Origin of the sequence: Caproicibacter fermentans, from assembly GCF_009746625.1 — a bacterium.
GTDB classification, from domain to species: Bacteria; Bacillota; Clostridia; order Oscillospirales; family Acutalibacteraceae; genus Caproicibacter; species Caproicibacter fermentans.
Genome location: NZ_VWXL01000014.1, coordinates 151,954 through 169,273 on the forward strand (window position 1 = coordinate 151,954; position 17,320 = coordinate 169,273).

At 49.1% G+C, this 17,320-nt stretch carries 20 protein-coding genes, 1 pseudogene and 1 riboswitch; of the genes and pseudogenes, 11 read left to right on the forward strand and 10 right to left on the reverse strand.

The annotated features are described in order from the left end of the window. Positions 1–147 precede the first annotated feature (147 nt). Both CAFE_RS20590 and CAFE_RS02620 read right to left on the reverse strand, forming a co-directional pair. Positions 148–396: a transcriptional repressor gene (locus CAFE_RS20590; RefSeq protein WP_139104053.1), complete on the reverse strand. Its 249-nt coding sequence runs from the start codon at positions 394–396 to the stop codon at positions 148–150. Next, a complete protein-coding gene (locus CAFE_RS02620; RefSeq protein WP_330593834.1) occupies positions 372–866 on the reverse strand; it encodes a metal ABC transporter solute-binding protein, Zn/Mn family in 495 nt (164 codons plus the stop codon). The genes CAFE_RS20590 and CAFE_RS02620 overlap by 25 nt, the downstream gene beginning before the upstream one ends. A 248-nt stretch (positions 867–1,114) precedes the next feature. On the opposite strand from CAFE_RS02620, the gene def reads away from it, so the two are divergent. The 6 genes from def (at position 1,115) to CAFE_RS02650 (ending at position 5,133) form a co-directional block, all read left to right on the forward strand. After that, positions 1,115–1,594 carry a peptide deformylase gene (gene def, locus CAFE_RS02625; RefSeq protein ID WP_066644922.1) on the forward strand — a complete coding sequence of 160 codons (480 nt, stop codon included), beginning with the start codon at positions 1,115–1,117 and terminating at the stop codon, positions 1,592–1,594. A 187-nt stretch (positions 1,595–1,781) separates the two neighbouring features. Next, the gene (locus CAFE_RS19745) at positions 1,782–1,985 is read left to right on the forward strand and encodes a hypothetical protein (protein ID WP_066644921.1); all 204 of its coding nucleotides are present in this window, start codon (positions 1,782–1,784) and stop codon (positions 1,983–1,985) included. Positions 1,986–2,151: 166 nt separating this feature from the next. After that, positions 2,152–2,769 carry a DUF1847 domain-containing protein gene (locus CAFE_RS02635; RefSeq protein ID WP_156989710.1) on the forward strand — a complete coding sequence of 206 codons (618 nt, stop codon included), beginning with the start codon at positions 2,152–2,154 and terminating at the stop codon, positions 2,767–2,769. Positions 2,770–2,783: 14 nt separating this feature from the next. After that, positions 2,784–3,635: a damage-control phosphatase ARMT1 family protein gene (locus CAFE_RS02640; protein ID WP_156989711.1), complete on the forward strand. Its 852-nt coding sequence runs from the start codon at positions 2,784–2,786 to the stop codon at positions 3,633–3,635. Positions 3,636–3,664: 29 nt separating this feature from the next. Beyond that, complete coding sequence (locus CAFE_RS02645; RefSeq protein WP_066644913.1) at positions 3,665–4,138, forward strand: DUF134 domain-containing protein; 474 nt, start codon at positions 3,665–3,667, stop codon at positions 4,136–4,138. A 503-nt stretch (positions 4,139–4,641) separates the two neighbouring features. After that, positions 4,642–5,133 (forward strand): flavin reductase family protein, encoded by a 492-nt coding sequence (locus CAFE_RS02650; RefSeq protein WP_066644912.1) that lies wholly within the window; start codon positions 4,642–4,644, stop codon positions 5,131–5,133. Positions 5,134–5,429: 296 nt separating this feature from the next. On the opposite strand, the pseudogene CAFE_RS19900 reads toward CAFE_RS02650, so the two are convergent. The 5 genes and pseudogenes from CAFE_RS19900 to CAFE_RS02675 all read right to left on the reverse strand — a co-directional run. Beyond that, positions 5,430–5,555, reverse strand: a pseudogene (locus CAFE_RS19900) (hydroxyethylthiazole kinase); the annotation flags it as partial. A gap of 16 nt (positions 5,556–5,571) precedes the next feature. Beyond that, entirely contained in the window at positions 5,572–6,282 is a 711-nt protein-coding gene (locus CAFE_RS02660; RefSeq protein ID WP_066644910.1) for a thiamine phosphate synthase, read from the reverse strand. Further along, positions 6,266–6,583, reverse strand: coding sequence for a thiamine-binding protein (locus tag CAFE_RS02665; RefSeq protein ID WP_066644908.1), 318 nt, complete (start codon positions 6,581–6,583; stop codon positions 6,266–6,268). The genes CAFE_RS02660 and CAFE_RS02665 overlap by 17 nt, the downstream gene beginning before the upstream one ends. Positions 6,584–6,586: 3 nt before the next feature. After that, on the reverse strand, positions 6,587–7,423 hold the full coding sequence (gene thiM / locus CAFE_RS02670) for a hydroxyethylthiazole kinase (RefSeq protein ID WP_066644903.1): 837 nt from the start codon (positions 7,421–7,423) through the stop codon (positions 6,587–6,589). 176 nt (positions 7,424–7,599) lie between these two features. Then, on the reverse strand, positions 7,600–7,845 hold the full coding sequence (locus tag CAFE_RS02675; RefSeq protein WP_228725155.1) for a phosphomethylpyrimidine synthase ThiC: 246 nt from the start codon (positions 7,843–7,845) through the stop codon (positions 7,600–7,602). A 230-nt stretch (positions 7,846–8,075) separates the two neighbouring features. Continuing rightward, positions 8,076–8,175, reverse strand: a riboswitch (TPP riboswitch). Between the two features lie 81 nt (positions 8,176–8,256). Here CAFE_RS02675 and CAFE_RS02680 point away from each other — a divergent pair. After that, positions 8,257–8,433 carry a helix-turn-helix transcriptional regulator gene (locus tag CAFE_RS02680; RefSeq protein WP_175391693.1) on the forward strand — a complete coding sequence of 59 codons (177 nt, stop codon included), beginning with the start codon at positions 8,257–8,259 and terminating at the stop codon, positions 8,431–8,433. Positions 8,434–8,682: 249 nt separating this feature from the next. Here CAFE_RS02680 and sigK read toward each other — a convergent pair whose 3' ends face one another. Beyond that, positions 8,683–9,330: an RNA polymerase sporulation sigma factor SigK gene (gene sigK, locus CAFE_RS02685; protein ID WP_156989712.1), complete on the reverse strand. Its 648-nt coding sequence runs from the start codon at positions 9,328–9,330 to the stop codon at positions 8,683–8,685. A gap of 216 nt (positions 9,331–9,546) precedes the next feature. Between sigK and CAFE_RS02690 the strand changes: the two genes are divergently transcribed. Together CAFE_RS02690 and CAFE_RS02695 are read left to right on the forward strand one after the other, a co-directional pair. Continuing rightward, the gene (locus CAFE_RS02690) at positions 9,547–10,902 is read left to right on the forward strand and encodes an MATE family efflux transporter (protein ID WP_156989713.1); all 1,356 of its coding nucleotides are present in this window, start codon (positions 9,547–9,549) and stop codon (positions 10,900–10,902) included. A 158-nt stretch (positions 10,903–11,060) separates the two neighbouring features. Beyond that, positions 11,061–11,528 (forward strand): hypothetical protein, encoded by a 468-nt coding sequence (locus tag CAFE_RS02695; protein ID WP_156989714.1) that lies wholly within the window; start codon positions 11,061–11,063, stop codon positions 11,526–11,528. A gap of 53 nt (positions 11,529–11,581) precedes the next feature. Here CAFE_RS02695 and CAFE_RS02700 read toward each other — a convergent pair whose 3' ends face one another. Further along, the gene (locus CAFE_RS02700) at positions 11,582–12,451 is read right to left on the reverse strand and encodes a CFI-box-CTERM domain-containing protein (RefSeq protein WP_066649633.1); all 870 of its coding nucleotides are present in this window, start codon (positions 12,449–12,451) and stop codon (positions 11,582–11,584) included. A gap of 25 nt (positions 12,452–12,476) precedes the next feature. Beyond that, positions 12,477–12,857 (reverse strand): metal-dependent transcriptional regulator, encoded by a 381-nt coding sequence (locus CAFE_RS02705; RefSeq protein ID WP_066649631.1) that lies wholly within the window; start codon positions 12,855–12,857, stop codon positions 12,477–12,479. Positions 12,858–13,004: 147 nt separating this feature from the next. On the opposite strand from CAFE_RS02705, the gene CAFE_RS02710 reads away from it, so the two are divergent. Next, on the forward strand, positions 13,005–14,804 hold the full coding sequence (locus CAFE_RS02710; protein WP_066649628.1) for an aminopeptidase P family protein: 1,800 nt from the start codon (positions 13,005–13,007) through the stop codon (positions 14,802–14,804). Positions 14,805–14,907: 103 nt separating this feature from the next. Then, positions 14,908–17,316 (forward strand): GH36-type glycosyl hydrolase domain-containing protein, encoded by a 2,409-nt coding sequence (locus CAFE_RS02715; protein ID WP_187037558.1) that lies wholly within the window; start codon positions 14,908–14,910, stop codon positions 17,314–17,316. Positions 17,317–17,320 lie beyond the last annotated feature (4 nt).

Sequence of the window (17,320 nt, forward strand, 5' to 3'; positions counted from 1 at the left end):
ACGCCTTCTCCCGTACAGCACATGATAAGACACGCAAAGTACTAAATATGGTTTGGGTAATAAACTCAATTAGTAGGGGCCAAGCCCGGCTAATATAGCAATTAGAATAAAAAGGGTTCTTTCACGCTGTTATCAGGCCGTCGGATTTCAGCTTTGATCCCAGCCATGCCGTTGTCGCTTTTTTACGCACGTTTCCTCCTTATGCGCATACTTTTCCCGGCATTTTGGACAGTAGCCGTAGATGTCCAGTTTATGCCCTGAAATAATATAGTTTGTTTCTTTTGCAAGGGATTCTTCATAATTACCCAAAGGGCAACGGTTTATTGCCAGAACTTTATTGCACCCGAGACAAAATAAATAATGCTTGTGACTTAGACGTTTAAACTCATAAGACAGGCCAGCCTGTGAACATGAGAGGAAATGGCAAACAGATCGTGCGTGACAAGTATAATGGTCATACTTTTATTTAATTCCGCCAGCAGAGTATATATTTGATCTCGTGAAGCAGCGTCCACACTGGCGGTTGGTTCGTCTAAAAGCAGAAGCTTTGGATTTACAGCCAGCGCACGCGCAATCAGCATCCGTTGAAATTCACCGCCGGACAGCTCGGAAATCCGACGATTTTCAAGGCTCTCCAACTTTTTCATTTCTTCCGGGGTGGGTTCATAGTTTTCAGGACTGTTTCCGGGAGGAACCATAGTAATCACTTCAGCCAAATCTCCGCAAACCGCTTTAACAAAAGTCTGCTCCGGAACGATTGTCACGGCGATGATTGGCTTTTCAGTCGAAACTTTAGATGAGGAGCTGACTGTGATGTCCGGTTTTTCGGATGACGCTGTCGCGTTACCAAAATTTATTTTGACCACATACAAACTCATTTCTTGCATATAGTTATTGACATATGCTTATAATAGTACTAATATAATCATGTGTATAGACTAATAAGTATCGTATGTACCTGTTCAAGTTGATTTTCGTATATGGGTATTTAAATGTGTCCATAAAAAGCGCCTTCTTGGAACTGAAGATACCAAATAGTTTTTTATTTATCAGAAAAGGCAGGTTTTCCCTGCCTTTTTCGCATAAGTCGATTTTATGAAAAGGGTAGATATCTATGGCTCTGCGAAACATTATGAATGATCAGAAAGATGATATTTTACGAAAAAAAGCAAGAATTGTTGAAAAAGTCGATTTCAGAACACGAACCTTGCTTGAAGATATGGCTGAAACCATGTATCATTCTAATGGTGCCGGATTAGCGGCTCCCCAGGTAGGTGTTTTGCGCAGAGTTATAGTCATAGACGATGGAAATGGACTTATTAAACTCATTAATCCCGTAATAGTTAAAGCGCTAGGTGAACAACAGGAAATAGAAGGCTGTCTGAGTGTTCCAGGCATTTACGGCAAGGTAAAACGTCCTGAAAAAGTTATTGTTAAAGCGCTTGACGAAAACGGAAGGCCGTATGATTTGGAGGGCTCAGGGCTGCTGGCGCGTGCTCTTTGCCATGAGATTGATCATCTTGACGGAATATTATTTATAGATAAGATGATACCTGGTACAATTATAAAACAAAGTGATTTACCGGGGGTTTAATCGTAAATGATCGTATATGGACCTGTACCGTCAAGACGTCTGGGCCAGAGCATTGGCATCAATAATATCCCGCCGAAGATCTGCTCTATTCCTGTATTTACTGTCAGCTCGGAAGAACAGATAAAATGCGGGCTGTTAGACAGATATTTTACAGACCGAAGTGTATTTTCACGAAGCAGAACTAAAGATGAAACAACTTAACAGCCAAAATAGGCACGCCGATTATTTTTCTTTTGTTCCCGATGGGGAGCCCACTCTCGACATTAATCTGGGAACTGAGATTAACCTGCTGAAACAAATTCATGTCAAAATAGCCGTCATCACAAATGCGTCGCTTCTGTGGATGGATGATGGAAAGAACGATTTAATGAAAGCGGATTGGGTATGGTGAAACAAGGCAAACTGCTTGAATTTTCTTATGAGGGAAAAAGTTTTACAGAAAGAATATCCGAAATAAGTGATAAACGATAGTCTTCATAGACATATGTTTACCATTGGGCTAACATAATGTAAATATGGTTTATCCCGTTTTTACTGTATAAAAAGGAAGAACAAATATGGATACGTGCGCATTTTGTCAAAAACATTCTTGCAGAACCGGAGATTTAGAGAACGCCCCTCAAAATTGCCCTTGTCGGGAAACAAATGAGATTGAGAACATCAAGAAAAAGTATCAAGATCCGGAAATCGCGAAGCTTGCGTATAACTCCGCTTTGGTAGAATCAGAAGGATACTGTAAAAAAACAAGATTGGAAGAAATTATTGATTTTGCGCAAAGATGTCAATTTCACAGATTAGGAATCGCTTTTTGCATTGGGCTCAGCAAAGAAGCGCAGATTTTCTGCTCCATCCTAAAAAATCATGGCTTTGAAGTATTCTCCGTAATCTGTAAAAACGGAAGCGTTCCAAAAGAGTTTTTGGGCATTCAGGATTCCCAAAAGAATCGCCCGGGGACTTATGAACCAATGTGCAATCCGATTGGGCAAGCGGTTTTTCTAAATAAATCTAAAACAGAATTAAACATTATGTTGGGCCTGTGTGTCGGGCATGATTCCTTGTTTATCAAATACTCCGATGCTCCAATTACCGTATTTGCTGTAAAGGACAGGATTTTAGCGCATAATCCCTTAGGCGCGGTTTATTTATCGGATAGTTACTATAAAAATAAATTATAAATAAGAGGGATTCAATGGAAATATTACTTGACTGCCTTCCCTGCATGTTGCGGCAAGCGCTGGAAGCATCCCGCTTGGCAACGGATCAGACTGATTTACAGGAAAAGATAATGGAAGATTCCATTCGGATTCTATCACATTATAAAGAATATAAATCCTCGCCTGACTTGTGTAAAGCAATCCACCGGGCGGTAAAAAAACACACTTGTGTAAAAGACCCTTATGCGGAAATTAAAAAAAGAGACATCAATGCAGCAAAAAAAATATTGCCTGATCTTCTTGGCTTTTTAAAGAGCAAACAGAATAGTCTTTATTGGGCACTTAAAATTGCAGCCACCGGGAATATTATAGATTCGGCAATCAACAATAATGGGAGAATGATGGAATGTATCGAAGAAGAACTGCGAAAAGATTTTTCAATATGTGATCTCGGACATTTTCAAGACAAGCTGAAAACCGCTAAAAGCCTGCTGATTATTGGCGATAACGCGGGGGAGACTGTTTTTGACCGTGTGTTGGCCGAGCGTCTTTTTCCTCTTGACACTACCTATGCAGTTAGAAGCGAGCCGGTCATTAACGATGCGACAGTCGAAGATGCTTATGCTTCCGGTCTGGCTGATTATACAAAGATTATTTCGACCGGATGCAGCGCGCCAGGGGCTGTCCTGGAAGACTGCAGCGAGGAGTTTTTACATACTTTTGAATGCGCAGATATTATAATAAGCAAGGGACAGGGGAATTTTGAAGCCCTTTCGGGTTGTGGTAAACCGATTTTCTTTCTCTTAAAAGCAAAATGCGAGATGATTTCCCAAAAGCTTGGCGTTTGTTTAAACGAATATGTTTTTAAGCATACTGAAAGTATCTAAGGTGAGAAAGATGAAACGGAGCTGATATTTTGGCAAGGCCCACAAAATGGAGAAAAATTGAAAATATACCTACCATACCCTATTTTATTCCTTCGGATAAAAATCTGGATGATATCCCGGATAACATATTAAAACTTGAAGAACTGGAGGCTATCCGCCTGAAAGATCTTGAAGGACTTGAGCAGACAGAGTGTGCTGAAAAAATGCAAGTTTCCCGTCCAACCTTTCAGCGCATTCTTTTGTCAGCGAGAGAAAAAATCGCTGACAGTCTGATAAACGGAAAAACGATTCATATAGAAGGCGGGAATTTCACCAGAAACATTTGTCCGGTTCAGTGTCTGGATTGCGGTAAAGAATGGATGGAAAGTTATGAGAATCTGGAATCCATCAAAAACGGAAAATACTCCTGCCCGGAATGCGGTTCTAATAGGGTCGTATGCAGACAAAACTGCAAAAATAAATTTTGCAGAAGAAATTGCTGGCGTCATGGCTCCGAAAAGTAAATTCAGCTTCCATCCCATCAATGTTTATGCCTTCCTGTCCGACTGGAAAGAGCGTCATTTATGCGTAACAGGGGCTTAATTGATCCGTTTAAAATCGATGATTATATTGGCAGGGACGGGTATCAGGGCGCTATATAAGCACAAACTTCCGTGGGTCCGGAAAAAGTCCAAGCATTTAAAAAATGAGAAACCTCAGTGTCTGCAAAGTACGATTCATTATTTTAAAAACCTGAATATTCAAAAGAAAAAACCTTTGCACGGCATAGGTTTAATTGAAATTTGCGCGATTAAAAAACGGAAGTATTGATCAGCCAAACGACCTCAGTTGTACCTTGCAGAAAAAAGGATCGAATGTGCGTTGATGATATATGCTTGGAAAGCCGATAGGGGGGATTTAGCCGTGCCAATAATATCTTACTTTAGCAACGCAGAACCCGATGAGCAAGCTGCGCGAAAGCATATTTACCTCAGCTGTTTAAAATATTAAAAAGGAGTCTTTTACAATGAAAAAAGCAAATGCAAACATGAAATCCTGCCTTCAGCCCGCGCCGAAAATCCTTGTGTCATGCCGGGGAGCGGACGGAAAAAACAATGCGCTTGCCGTGGCTTACTGCGGAAACTGCAGTTATGCCCCACCAATGGTGATGGTCGGGATCGTCCCATCTAGGTATTCCTACCATATGGTCAAGGAAACGAAGTGCTTTGTTGTCAATCTCGTCGGCGTGGAGCAGAAGGAAATGTTTGATTACCTCGGCAGTCACAGCGGGCGGGACGAGGATAAACTGGCGAAATGCGGCGCGGCCGTCGCGGAAGGCGAAAAAGTTAACGCCCCGATTTTGGAGGACTGCCCAGTCAACATCGAGTGCTCGGTTGTCGATTCCATCATGACCGGGTCCCACGAAATGTTTATCGGGAAAGTCGAAGCGGTACACTGCGAAAAGTCCCTGCTGAAAGAAAACGGTGATATCGACTTTTCAAAAATCAATCTTCTATAGGTTATTTTGCAGTATTGTTAGAAACAGTACCGATAGAGTACAATAAAGTTCGCAAATTCGCGAAAGTATAGAAAGTCATTGGGACTCCTTTAAAAGGAATGGTGTCGAGACATTCAAAAAAGGAGTTCCAGGCATAGGCAGATTACGTTTCTCCAAAAAATCAATATCAATTTCTCCATGCGCCCATGGAATCGATCAGCGTCCCGTCCAGGTCAAAAATCGCGGCTTTAAAATTCAGCGTCCGACGCCTTCCGCATTTGCAATGAAAAAATTAATGTTATCTCGTTTCTAAAAAATATAGCCTGGGAAATCGAAGCGATGGCCTCCACGTTTCCGATATCGTCGGCCATGACCGGGAATGCTCCGATGGCCGGCGTGATGTTGAAGCTGACCGCAACGTAGTTTGTGATAGGATGGATCAGCGGCTTTTGCTGCGTATCACCTCTTTAGGGGTGTATGGGACTTCCAGGTATCAACCAGCTTGGCGGCTTCTAACTTTGGATTATCGGCTTCAGACACTGCGGATACCACGAAAAAACCATCGACTCCGGTTTCAGCAAGCTGAGGTATATCAGCAAGCTTAACACCTCCGCCGACTACGACGGGAATCGGGCTGAGTTTGGCAAGCTTTGCAATATCGTCGAAACTTCTGGTGATCACTTTCCCATCCAAATTGAGCCCGCAGTCCGGTTTTGTCTTTGTTTCATGCAGCGGTCCGGCGCCAAAATAATCAATTTGACTGACATCCGCCGTTTTGATGTACTCAAATAATTCATGCGTTCGGGCTGATAAACCAACGATGGAATCGTCGCCCAGGTATTCCCGGCAGACTTCCACCGGGATATCGGACTGCCCAACGTGGATTCCATCCACTTTTATCCCTTGTTTTCTCGCCGCCAGGACAACGTCAAGACGGTCGTCCACCAGCAGTGCTACCGTATCCGACTTACCGGCTTGCGCGATCACCTCGGAAGCCCGATGGGTTAGCTGAATCAGCTCGCGTGCCGAGACGGTTTTTGAACGGATCTGCAGGCATGTGAAGCCGCCCTCAACCGCATCCTGAATGATCGGCACAACGGGCCGGCCTTTCGTATTCTCAGGCCCCACGACAAAGTATGCTGAAATGTCCAATTTATTTCTGACGCTCATTTTGTCCTCCCAAAATACCGTTGACTTTATCGACCTTGGTATTCATCATGTCTGTAAAACCGGGACGTATATCGGCTTTCAGAACAACTTCCGTGCGGATACCTTTGCCGGCAAGCACGAAGGTTGCGTCTTTTACAACCTTCATCACTTCATCCCACTCGCCTTCGATCTCTGTAAACATGGACGTCGTATGATTCGGTAAGCCTGACTCACGAATTACTTTCACGACTTCGGCTACTTCGGGCGCGAGCTCGTCACCTATGCCGCAGGGCGCGATTGCGACTGCAATCAGTGCATTCATAGATTAAACCTCCTCAATTTCAAACGGGTTGTTGGCAATTTCCACTGCGGTTGCTTTATACAGTTCGTCGAGGAACCGAGTCTGAAAACTTCCGGGACCGTCCACTTCATTTTCAGCACGGCTCCCCGCTAAATTGTACACGGAGGAAGCAGTAAGCGCTGCAATAAACGGTGAGGCGGCCGTTGCATAGACCGCGACGACTCCACCCAGGGAACAGCCCGACCCGGTGATTTTTTCCATAAAGTGCGACCCTCCCTGAGAGAAGGCTATGACGGAACCGTCGGTGATCAAATCCGTCTTGCCCGATACGGCCACAGCTCCGCCTGTCCACCTGGCCAGCGCGACAGCCGCCGCCCTTGCGGCAATTACCGAATCCGTAGAATCGACACCGCGGACATGGGATTCCTCCGAACTGCCGTCCAATCCCCACAAACCGGCCAATGCGATAATTTCCGAAGCGTTCCCTCTGATCACGCTGGGCTTATACTCTTTATATTGTCTGAGCAGTTCCGTCCTAAGCAAGCCGAAACCGGCCGCGACCGGGTCCAGAACCCATGGCTTACTCAGATCGTGCAGGACTTTGGCTGTGCGGGGTAAAGTCTGCTCATAAACCGGCAAAAGGGTACCGACGTTTATGTAGGTAGCTGCGCCGGCTTTCGCCAGAAATTCACCCTCATCGGGCAGGTAGACCATAGCGGCTGAGCCGCCGACTGCAAGCTGAGCATTGGCTACAAAATTGATCGTCACAGAATTGGTGATTGATCCTGCCATAGGATTCGTCCGCTTTACGGTTTCCACCGCCTGAATCATCCGGTTTTGAATGTTCTCCTTACTGATCATTTCCTATTCTTCCTTCCGCTGGTATTACCCAGATCAAGTTTTATGGTATAATCTCAGCCCTGCGGTCAACCCGCAATTCAGTCTGTTACCCACAGACAGGCACCCATTTATTCTTTTTTTCTTTTACTTTTTCCCTGCGGAGTTCAGTTCCGCATCCAGCCCGTCCAGCATCCGGTTCATAGTGAGCAGTGCGCACATTTTTCCGCTATGGAACAGCTGTGCTGATCCTCCGGCGGAACGCTTTTGTAATATGCCTTTGTTTTTTCCCCATCGAGGAAAAGCCGGAATGTTTCCTCCCAACCAAGCTTTCGGCGGGCTTCACTCAAGCGGTAGCCGGCTTCGCGGGCACCTTTCAAGCCTTTGGCGATGTCGGCCGGCGTACGCCGCGATCGCACCCATTTTCGTGATCTTCTCAACGGCATGCTTCTCACTTACCTTTCTGAATAAACAAGGATGCCTGCTGAGTTCAGCAAGCATCCTTATATCACGTCGATTTGCTTCCCTACGTCAGTATTGACTAACAGGTTCAAAGGGTCAGATTTTACCTTCTCAACTCGTGCGGACAGCATCCGTTTGAGTCCCCCCGCAACGTATTCGGTTTTATAGAATAAAAAAGTGCCCTCCTTCTGTAAGAAAAGCACTTATTCATTGTTCCGTATAATGAATTGCTTCCCTACGCCAGTGTTAACTGACAGGTTCAAAGGGTCAGGTTTTAACCTTCTCAACTCATAAGAGTTCCCCCGCAACATATTTTGTTTTCTTTATCCTATCACTTATTGGCTGCCATGTCAATTCCGCTAAACATTAATCTATATAGATAAACCGATTCGTAAATGAAAAACAACATAAGGCATTACAGAAAAGAAAAGGACATATTACAAGAAGAGCTGGCGAAGATGCGCAATGTTTCAAGACAAACGATCAACGCCATTGAAAATAATAAATATGGCCCCACGCTTTCGATAGCGTTCAACTTTCAATTTGGCAAGAGTATTGCAAGTATTCCATAATAAAGTCCTTCTCATGGTTCAACTGTTCACAACGGACCTGACTTTCATGATTTTTTCAAAATTAAGGTGACCAATTGAAATTCAATGCCATTTTAAGCAGTCCGTCTCTCTTGGAAACGGACTGCTTTTGTATATCACATTCCAACTACGCACCAGTCAATCGGGCCTTATTACATTATCTTTCCAATGCGGGTCTTGCGCTAATCTAAAGCAAGAGACTAGAACAGACCAAAATATCGAGCGCTTACATTAGGCGCGCTGCGATACATAGGAACGGGAAATGCCAAGCCTTTGCGCGACCTCCCTCTGAGTCAGCGGATCGATGCCGTCCAGGCCGTACCGCAATCTGATAATGGTTCTTTCACGGGGAGTGAGAACATTGTCTATGTATTTTTTCAGCTGTTCGGATTTCATCTTATAGTCCAGGTTGTCAATGATATTGTCCTCCGTTGCCATAATATCGATCAGCGTCAAGGTGTTGCCGTCTTTGTCCGTGTCGATCGGCTCGTTGATGGAAATATCCTGCGCGCTTTTTTTGGAGGAACGAAAATACATCAGCACTTCATTTTCAATACATCTTGCGGCATAGCTGGAAAGACGAATGCCCTTGGAACTGTCGAATGTGTTGACTGCCTTGATCAGCCCGATCGTGCCGATGGAAATCAGATCGTCCTGTTCGCTGGAACTGGAGTAATACTTTTTGATGATGTGGGCAACCAGCCGTAGGTTGTGTTCGATCAGCTTCGCTTTTGCTTTTTGATCCCCTTTCTTCATTTTTTCCAGGCAATCCTTTTCTTCCTGCGCTGTTAACGGACGGGGAAAAGAACCGGAGCCGGTAACGTGAAGCACCAGAAAAAGGAAGCCGGATAGTGCAAGCCCCAAAAATGCGCCAAACATGGTATTCGCCCCCTTGGAATCGTGTACAGACAGTATATGCGGGACGGCCCCGGATTGTTGCAAGTCCGTTTTGATCTTTCAGGAAACAGCTGCCGCCCGTTCTTTATTTGCCGGACTAACGGCGGAGCCGATTTTCCGAAACCTTATTTTTTTATCTAGTTGTAAGTTTTGCCGGAATCAGATACAATAAAAGATACTTAAAGGAGGGCAATTCACTTGGAAGAAACTAGACAGAATAAAATGGGCGCCATGCCCGTTTTCCCCTTGATCATTTCAATGTCCGTTCCGGCAATCCTGTCCATGATGGTTCAAGCATTATACAACATAGTCGACAGTTATTTTGTCGCGCAGATCAGCGAAAATGCGCTGACTGCCGTATCGCTGGTTTTTCCGGTTCAGACGCTCCTGATCGCGCTTGCGGTGGGCACCGGAGTCGGACTGAATTCGCTGATTGCGCGCCGGCTGGGGGAAAACCGCAGAGAAGAGGCGGACCGGGCTGCAACGCACGGCCTGCTGCTTGGATTCGCGAACGGTCTGCTTTTTCTGTTTGTCGGCCTGTTTTTATCCGAACCGTTTCTCCGCGCTTTTACTTCAGACCCCGAAATTGTCAGCATGGGGTCCGTATACATGAATATTGTCTGCGTATATTCTTTTGGGGCCTGTATTGAAATCAATATTGAAAAAATTCTGCAGGCGACCGGCAATATGGTGTTTCCAATGCTTTTTCAGCTGGTTGGCGCCGTCGGCAATATGCTGCTGGATCCGGTTTTTATTTTCGGACTGTTCGGCGTGCCCGCATACGGCGTGAAGGGGGCGGCGATTGCGACCGTGATTGCGCAGATTCTTTCGATGTGCGTCGGACTGCTGGTGCTTTTTTTCCGGGAGCATGAAGTCAGAATTGAATTCAGGGGGTTTCATGTCAGCTGGAACGTCATCCGGAATATTTACGCGGTCGGGCTGCCTGCTATTGTGATGCAGTCCACCGGCTCTGCGATGGTGGTCGGTATGAATGCAATCCTGATCGGATTTACCGAGACTGCGGTTGCGGTTTTTGGTGCATATTTTAAGCTGCAGTCGTTTGTTTTTATGCCGGTTTTCGGTTTGAATCAGGGGCTGATGCCCGTGATGGGGTATAACTACGGAGCAAAAAACAAGGGCCGACTGCTCAGCGCCGTCAAAATCGGCTGCATCATTGCGGCGGCCATCATGGCGGTCGGGGTGGCCGGATTCTGGCTGTTTACAGACAAGCTCCTGCTGATTTTCAACGCGTCCGACAGAATGCTTGAAATCGGAGTACCTGCGCTGCGCACCATATCGCTTTGCTTTTTGCCCGCTGCGTTCGGTATTGTCTTTTCCACGACTTTTCAGGCGGTTGGAGACGGAATCAAAAGCCTGACCATTTCGCTTCTGAGACAGATTGGCGTGCTGTTGCCCTGCGCGTACCTTTTGTCTAAGATCGGGCTGGAAGCGGTATGGTATGCTTTTCCCATTGCGGAGGGGATTTCTCTGATGGCGAGCATACTGCTCTTTTACCTTTTAAAACGGACGACTCTTCGTGCGTTGGATTCATAATCGCGTTCGAAAGAATGGTGGAAGTCTGTAGGAAAATCTGGCTCTTCTTTCCGGATTTCATCCAGGAAGAGATTTTAAGCGAAAATCAGCGCCCATGAGCGAACCAAAATCAGATATAATGAAAAAAACGGAAAATATGGAAAGTGAAAGAAATGTTAATGACAAACAGAAAAGAAAAACTTTCACCTGCGCAGATTTTAGTTTCTCTGGACAGTGCTCAGGACAGCAAACTGACCGGACGCCTTTACAGCGGCTTTTACCGAAAGGTCTATAACTTTAACAGCGAAACCGAACTCCTCCTTGCGATGGATCGTCTGTGCGACAGTATGCAGTTTCCGCAGGCGTCGTTTAAAAGCCGGAGTTTTGAATCCAAGTACTCGAAAACGTTTGTCAGAAAGGTGGAGAACTTCATGGAATCGGAGATCGATACGGCATTACAGCAGGACAGGGCTACTTTTCTGGTGCACATTAAATTCCGGCAGAACGCATCCTGGCAGGGCAGCATTACCTGGGTCGAAAAAGAAAAAACGAAGAATTTCCGCAGTGCGCTTGAGATGCTGAAACTCATGGATGAAGCGCGGCATCCGGCTGTTAAGGAAGTTGTCGACTGGGAAGAAACCACTTGACACAGCAAAATGAACATTAAAAATGAACCTCCGCCGGCTTAGCCGGCGGAGGTTCATTTAAGCCATTTTGTCTCAAGCTCGGACATCATATTTTCATAAAGCTGTTCGCATTGCCGGGGCCGGTCCTTTTTCAGCGCGGAGAGGCAGGGCAGGAGATGCTTCCGGTAAACCCGGTTCCACTCCGGCTTCGATCTGCCGGAGGCTTCCACCGCGCCGACGATGAAGGGAGCGAGCAGGTAATATTCGCTGATCTTTGCCGTTCCCCCGGGGGATTTTAACAGGTATTCGTCTCGAAAACGGCGCAAAATCTGCAATTCTTCGCAGTCGTCGCCTTTGCCGAGTTCGGTGCAGACAGCCGTCGTGATAAAACAGAGCTTGCTGCGGAATCCGCTCTGAATGGTGGAGAAGGTGGCTTTGCCGAGCGGCTTTTTATGGGCGGAGTTCCACTTTTTCAGGAAAAGATCCGCCAGCCGGTCCGCGGCGGGCGTGTTTAAATCAAGTATGGCGGGAATCGTGAGCGAAGTGATAGAGATGCGAAGATCGAACGCGTTTGCGGCGGTTTGCCGGATGGTTTTCCCTTTTTGTTCGAAGCCGTCGATCAGGGCGTCGGAAAAAAACTCGGCGGCTTCTTCGCCGTAGGCCGCTTCTTCCTTCAGATAAGCCTGAAGGGCGGGACCAAGCGCATCCCGATAAGACTCAAACTTGCCGGGATAGTTTTTCGCGTTCAGCCCGTCAAAGCGGATGACGGTGGAAAAGGTCTCAGGCGGAAGCAGCCGGACCGCCTCGCCCAGACGGACGGACGGGCCGGGCGCTAAGTTCAGCTCGATCGGCTGCGCGCAGAACATGCAGACGATTTTTTCGGCGTCTTCCGGAACCTGCAGCTCCCTGCCGCAGTGCGGGCAGCGCAAAGAGCGATAGCTCATGGGGAATCCTCCTGTCTGTGGCGGTTCATACGGTTTCCGGGTGATCTTCCACATGTTTTTTAATCAGCTGAAAGCTTTTTTCACTGATGATGTGTTCAATCCGACAGGAATCCTGAACCGCCGTCTCATGGTCGACGCCCAGCGTCAGCTCCAGAAATTTGGCGATCAGAGTATGCCGCTCATAGACCGCGGCAGCCCTTTTCGCGCCGGAATCGGTCAATACAAGGTTTCCGTTCTGCTCCATGACAAGAAGACCGGCTTCTTTTAAAATGCTCATGGCACGGCTGACACTGGCTTTGGTAAAGCCCAGTTCGTTGGCAACGTCGATGGAACGGACAAATCCGTTTCGATTTTTTAAAATCAGAATGGTTTCAAGGTAATTTTCTCCCGATTCCTGTATTCTCAATCCAGACCCTCCCGTTCATGGAATCATATGGCTCATTATATCATTCCACAGACTAAATAACAAGTGCGGCAGGAAACGGATTCTTGACAGACCGCGCCGCGGAGCCTATACTTTTTTTATTATTGATAAATGGGAAGCGATTGTGACATGCAGAAAATTCAGGACAGAATAGCGGCGCTGCGGGAGCAGATGACTCAAAACGGTCTTTCGGCATATATTATTCCATCCTCTGATCCGCATATGGGGGAATATGTGCCGGATTTCTGGCAGGCGCGCAAATATTTTTCGGGTTTCACGGGTTCTGCTGGAACGCTGGCGGTTCTGCGCGGACGCTGCGGGCTTTGGACGGACGGCAGATATTTTATTCAGGCGGAGCGCCAGCTTACCGGCAGCGGAATCGAATTGTTCCGCATGGGCGTCGGCGGCGTGCAGACCTATCCGGAATTTCTTTTGGGAATTCTTCAAAAGGGCGACACGGTCGGCTTTGACGGGCGGATGCTCCCTGCTTCGGACGTGGAATCCATGGAAGAGAAGTTTGCCGCAAAGGGGATTCAGGTCCGTTCCGCGGACCTGATTACTCCGCTTTGGAAGAACCGACCGCTCCCTCCGGCAACGGAAGTTTACCTGCACGGAGAGAAGTACGCGGGCCTTTCCTGCGCGCAGAAGCTGGAGCAGGTCCGCGCGGGGTTGAAACAGGAAGGTGCGGACGGCCAGATTTATTCAAAGCTGGAGTGCGTCGCGTGGCTCTGCAATCTCCGTGCGTCCGATATCGAATATAATCCGATGGCGGTGTCGTACGCCGCCGTCTTTCAGGACAGCGCGGTCCTTTTCATCGACTCGTCCCGCTTTCAGCCGGGGGTTGCGGCATATTTGGAACAGAACGGGGTAACCGTTCGGCCTTATGACGAAATCGAGCCGTACTTAAAGAAGATCGGCGGACAGAAAACCGTGCGGGTCGATCCGGACTGCATCAATTATGAACTGTTCCATATCCTGAAGGAAAATCCAAGCTGCCGGATTCAGAAGGGCTCCGACCTTGTCATACGCTTGAAAGCGGTAAAAAACCGGACGGAAATTGAGAATTTCAGAATCGCGCATGTCCGCGACGGCTGCGCCATGGCGGAGTTCTGCGCCGACCTGGAAAAAAGGCTGGAGCAGGGCGAGACGGTCACCGAATGCACGGTTTGCGACCTCCTGCGGGAAGCGAGAGCTCGCCAGACGCATAACAAAGGGGAAAGCTTTGCAACCATCGCGGCTTACGAAGAGAACGCCGCCATGATGCACTATTCACCGAAGCCGGAAACCTGTAAAACGCTGCAAAAAAGAGGATTGCTGCTGATCGACAGCGGCGGGCAGTACCCGGAGGGGACGACCGATATTACCCGCACGTTCGCCCTGGGACCTGTGACAGAGGAAGAAAAGAGGCACTACACCTGGGTGCTGAAAGCCCACATCGCTCTGGCTTCGGCCGTATTCCTGGAAGGGACGACGGGCGGGGGCGTCGACATGGTCTGCCGCGGCCAGATTCAAAAACACGGCATTGACTACCGCTGCGGCACCGGGCACGGAGTCGGAATGTTCGGCGGGGTTCACGAGGGACCGCAGAGCATCCGGCCGAAGAACGACGTCGTTCTGAAAAGCGGCATGAATATTACCAATGAGCCGGGCATTTACGAAGAGGGAAAGCATGGGATCCGGACGGAAAACCTGATGCTGGTCACCGACGCAATGCAAAACGAGTACGGCCGCTTTCTGCGGTTTGAAATTCTGACCTGTTTCCCGATCGACACGGCCCCCATTCTGCCGGAGCTGCTGACCAAGGATGAAATATTGTGGCTTGACGAGTACCACAGCCGCGTCTGTCAACTTCTGTCGCCTTTGCTGACCGGAGAAACGCTCGAATGGCTGAAACGGAAAACACGTCCGCTGAACCGTCAGGTTTCGTAAATTTTCGTATTCGGCATATTGTAGGAAGGAAGATCTTCCCTTATAATGGATGAGGCGGCTGTAAAAGCAAGGCGGCCGTCGAATTGAAAAGGGGGGACTTCCCGTGAAATATGGTTACTTCGACGATACCTGCAGGGAGTATGTCATCACCAAACCGGATACGCCGGAGCCGTGGGCCAACTATCTTGGATCGCCTGAATACGGAGCGATCATTTCCAATCAGGCCGGCGGCTACAGCTTTGTTCGCTCAGGCGCGAACGGCAGGCTGCTGCGGTACCGTTTCAACTCCGTCCCGGCCGATCAGGCGGGGCGGTACATTTATGTCCGCGACCGTGAGAGCGGGGACTACTGGTCCGGTTCCTGGCAGCCCGTCGGCAAGCCTCTGGATTTATACCGGAGTGAGTGCCGCCACGGACTTTCCTATACCGTGATTTCGTCGTCTTACTCCGGTATTTCGACCGAAACGCTTTATCTGGTTCCGCTCGGCAAAACTTACGAGGTATGGCGGCTGAAAATCCGGAATGAAGGCGGCCGGAAGAGAGCTGTTTCCGTGTTCGGCTGCGCGGAATTCACAAACGACGGCAATTATGAGCAGGACGCCGTCAATTTGCAGTACACGCAGTTTATTACCCGCACATGCTTTCACCGGAACCGCATTCTCCAGCTGCACAACGAATGCTGCCGCAGAAATGCGGACGGGTCAAATGGGGAGGAACGCTTTTTCGGCCTCGCGGGCGCGCCGGTTTCCTCCTGGTGCGGCGACCGGGAAGAGTTTGTCGGGCCTTACAGAAGCTATGCCAATCCGATCGCGGTGGAGCGCGGCGACTGCGGAAACGTTCCGAATTACGGAGGAAATTCCGCCGGCGTGCTGCAGGCCGATCTGGATTTGGAACCCGGGGAGGAAAGGCAGCTCTGCTTTGTTCTGGGGGCTCACCCGGATGCCGAAGCCGATAAGATTCTCTCGGAGTATGAGGATCCCCGTTGCATCGAGACACAGTGGGAAGAGCTGAAGGATTTTTGGGAGGAAAAGCTTTGCCGCTTTTCGGTACATACTCCGGATGAGAATTTCAATCATATGGTCAACACCTGGAACGCCTATCAGTGTTTTATCACCTTTATCTGGTCGCGGGCCGCGTCTTTTACTTACTGCGGTCTTCGCAACGGCCTTGGCTTCCGCGATACCGTCCAGGACATTCAGGGAATTCTCCATCTGGTGCCGGAGATGGCGTTCGAGCGTATCCGTCTCATGTTTTCAGGGCAGACGTCCTGCGGGGCGGGTCTGCCTCTCATTGGGTTTCATCATGAGCCCGGCCATGTGAAGCTTCCGGGCGAACCGGGCTATGATTACGACCCGTACCGCGCAGACGACGCTTTATGGCTGTTTCCCACGGTTGCCCAGTATATCGGCGAGAGCGGAAACATCCGGTTTCTTGACGAAGTGATTCCGTTTGCGGACCACGGCGAAGCGGATGTTTACGAGCACCTTCGGCGGGCGGTGCGGTTCAGTCTGGAGCACGGCGGGGCGCACGGTTTGCCGGTCGGCCTGTACGCGGATTGGAACGACTGCCTGCGGATGGGCGAACAGGGAGAGTCTGTGTTTGTCGCGTTTCAGCTTTACCAGGCGATGCGGATTCTTCTTGATTTTGCGCGAATCAGGAAAGACGGCGATACCGTGTCGGAGCTTGAGGAACAGTCCCGAAAGCTGCGGAAGACCCTGAACGATGTGTGCTGGCAGGGGGACCGCTATCTGCGCGGGATCCGAGAAAGCGGGGAGAAGGTCGGTTCCCGGGATGACCCCGAGGCCAACCTGTGGCTGAACCCGCAGTCCTGGTCGGTCATCAGCGGCTGTGCGGACGAAGAACGGGCGCGGGCTGCTCTTGAAACGGTGCATCAAAGGCTGAACACGGAATATGGGGCCGTGATCATGGACCCGCCATACCGCGAGCACGCGTTTGACGGTGCGCGGATGCGGCTGTTTCTGCCCTCCGTCAAGGAAAACGGCTCGGTGTTTTCGCAGGCCCAGGGCTGGCTGATTCTTGCCGAGTCCCTGATGGGTCACGGAAACCGGGCATATGAGTACTATCGGGAATGCAGCCCCGCCGAACAAAACGACCGGGCGGAAATCCGCCGCCTGGAGCCGTATGTTCACGGCCAGTTTGTCGAGGGGCCCCAAAGCCCTCACGAGGGCAGGGCGCATGTGCATTGGCTGACCGGCACGGCTTCCACCGTCATGGTCGCCTGCGTCCGCGGAATTCTGGGGCTTCGTCCCACGGCGGAAGGCATTCAAATCCAGCCGGCCGTTCCGTCGGACTGGAAAGAATTCACCATTGATAAATTTTATCGAGGAAAACGGCTGCATATCACGGTGAAAAATCCGAACGGCGCGCAGGGGGGGCCGGTTCGGATCGTGTTGAACGGTGAAACGCTTCCCGACAGTCTGGTGCCGTTCGGCCAGCTGGAGAATGAAAACGAGCTGGTCGTTACAATGCCGGGCGCCGATCCCGCCCAATAAACAG

Coding starts and splice junctions, on each gene's coding strand:
- CAFE_RS02695 (WP_156989714.1), top strand. CDS start 11,061: ATGACAAACAGAAAAGAAAAACTTTCACCTGCGCAGATTTTAGTTTCT.
- CAFE_RS02650 (WP_066644912.1), top strand. CDS start 4,642: ATGAAAAAAGCAAATGCAAACATGAAATCCTGCCTTCAGCCCGCGCCG.
- def (WP_066644922.1), top strand. CDS start 1,115: ATGGCTCTGCGAAACATTATGAATGATCAGAAAGATGATATTTTACGA.
- CAFE_RS02635 (WP_156989710.1), top strand. CDS start 2,152: ATGGATACGTGCGCATTTTGTCAAAAACATTCTTGCAGAACCGGAGAT.
- CAFE_RS02665 (WP_066644908.1), bottom strand. CDS start 6,583: ATGAATGCACTGATTGCAGTCGCAATCGCGCCCTGCGGCATAGGTGAC.
- CAFE_RS19745 (WP_066644921.1), top strand. CDS start 1,782: ATGAAACAACTTAACAGCCAAAATAGGCACGCCGATTATTTTTCTTTT.
- sigK (WP_156989712.1), bottom strand. CDS start 9,330: ATGTTTGGCGCATTTTTGGGGCTTGCACTATCCGGCTTCCTTTTTCTG.
- CAFE_RS02710 (WP_066649628.1), top strand. CDS start 13,005: ATGCAGAAAATTCAGGACAGAATAGCGGCGCTGCGGGAGCAGATGACT.
- CAFE_RS02675 (WP_228725155.1), bottom strand. CDS start 7,845: ATGCCGTTGAGAAGATCACGAAAATGGGTGCGATCGCGGCGTACGCCG.
- CAFE_RS02680 (WP_175391693.1), top strand. CDS start 8,257: ATGAAAAACAACATAAGGCATTACAGAAAAGAAAAGGACATATTACAA.
- thiM (WP_066644903.1), bottom strand. CDS start 7,423: ATGATCAGTAAGGAGAACATTCAAAACCGGATGATTCAGGCGGTGGAA.
- CAFE_RS02700 (WP_066649633.1), bottom strand. CDS start 12,451: ATGAGCTATCGCTCTTTGCGCTGCCCGCACTGCGGCAGGGAGCTGCAG.
- CAFE_RS02660 (WP_066644910.1), bottom strand. CDS start 6,282: ATGAGCGTCAGAAATAAATTGGACATTTCAGCATACTTTGTCGTGGGG.
- CAFE_RS02640 (WP_156989711.1), top strand. CDS start 2,784: ATGGAAATATTACTTGACTGCCTTCCCTGCATGTTGCGGCAAGCGCTG.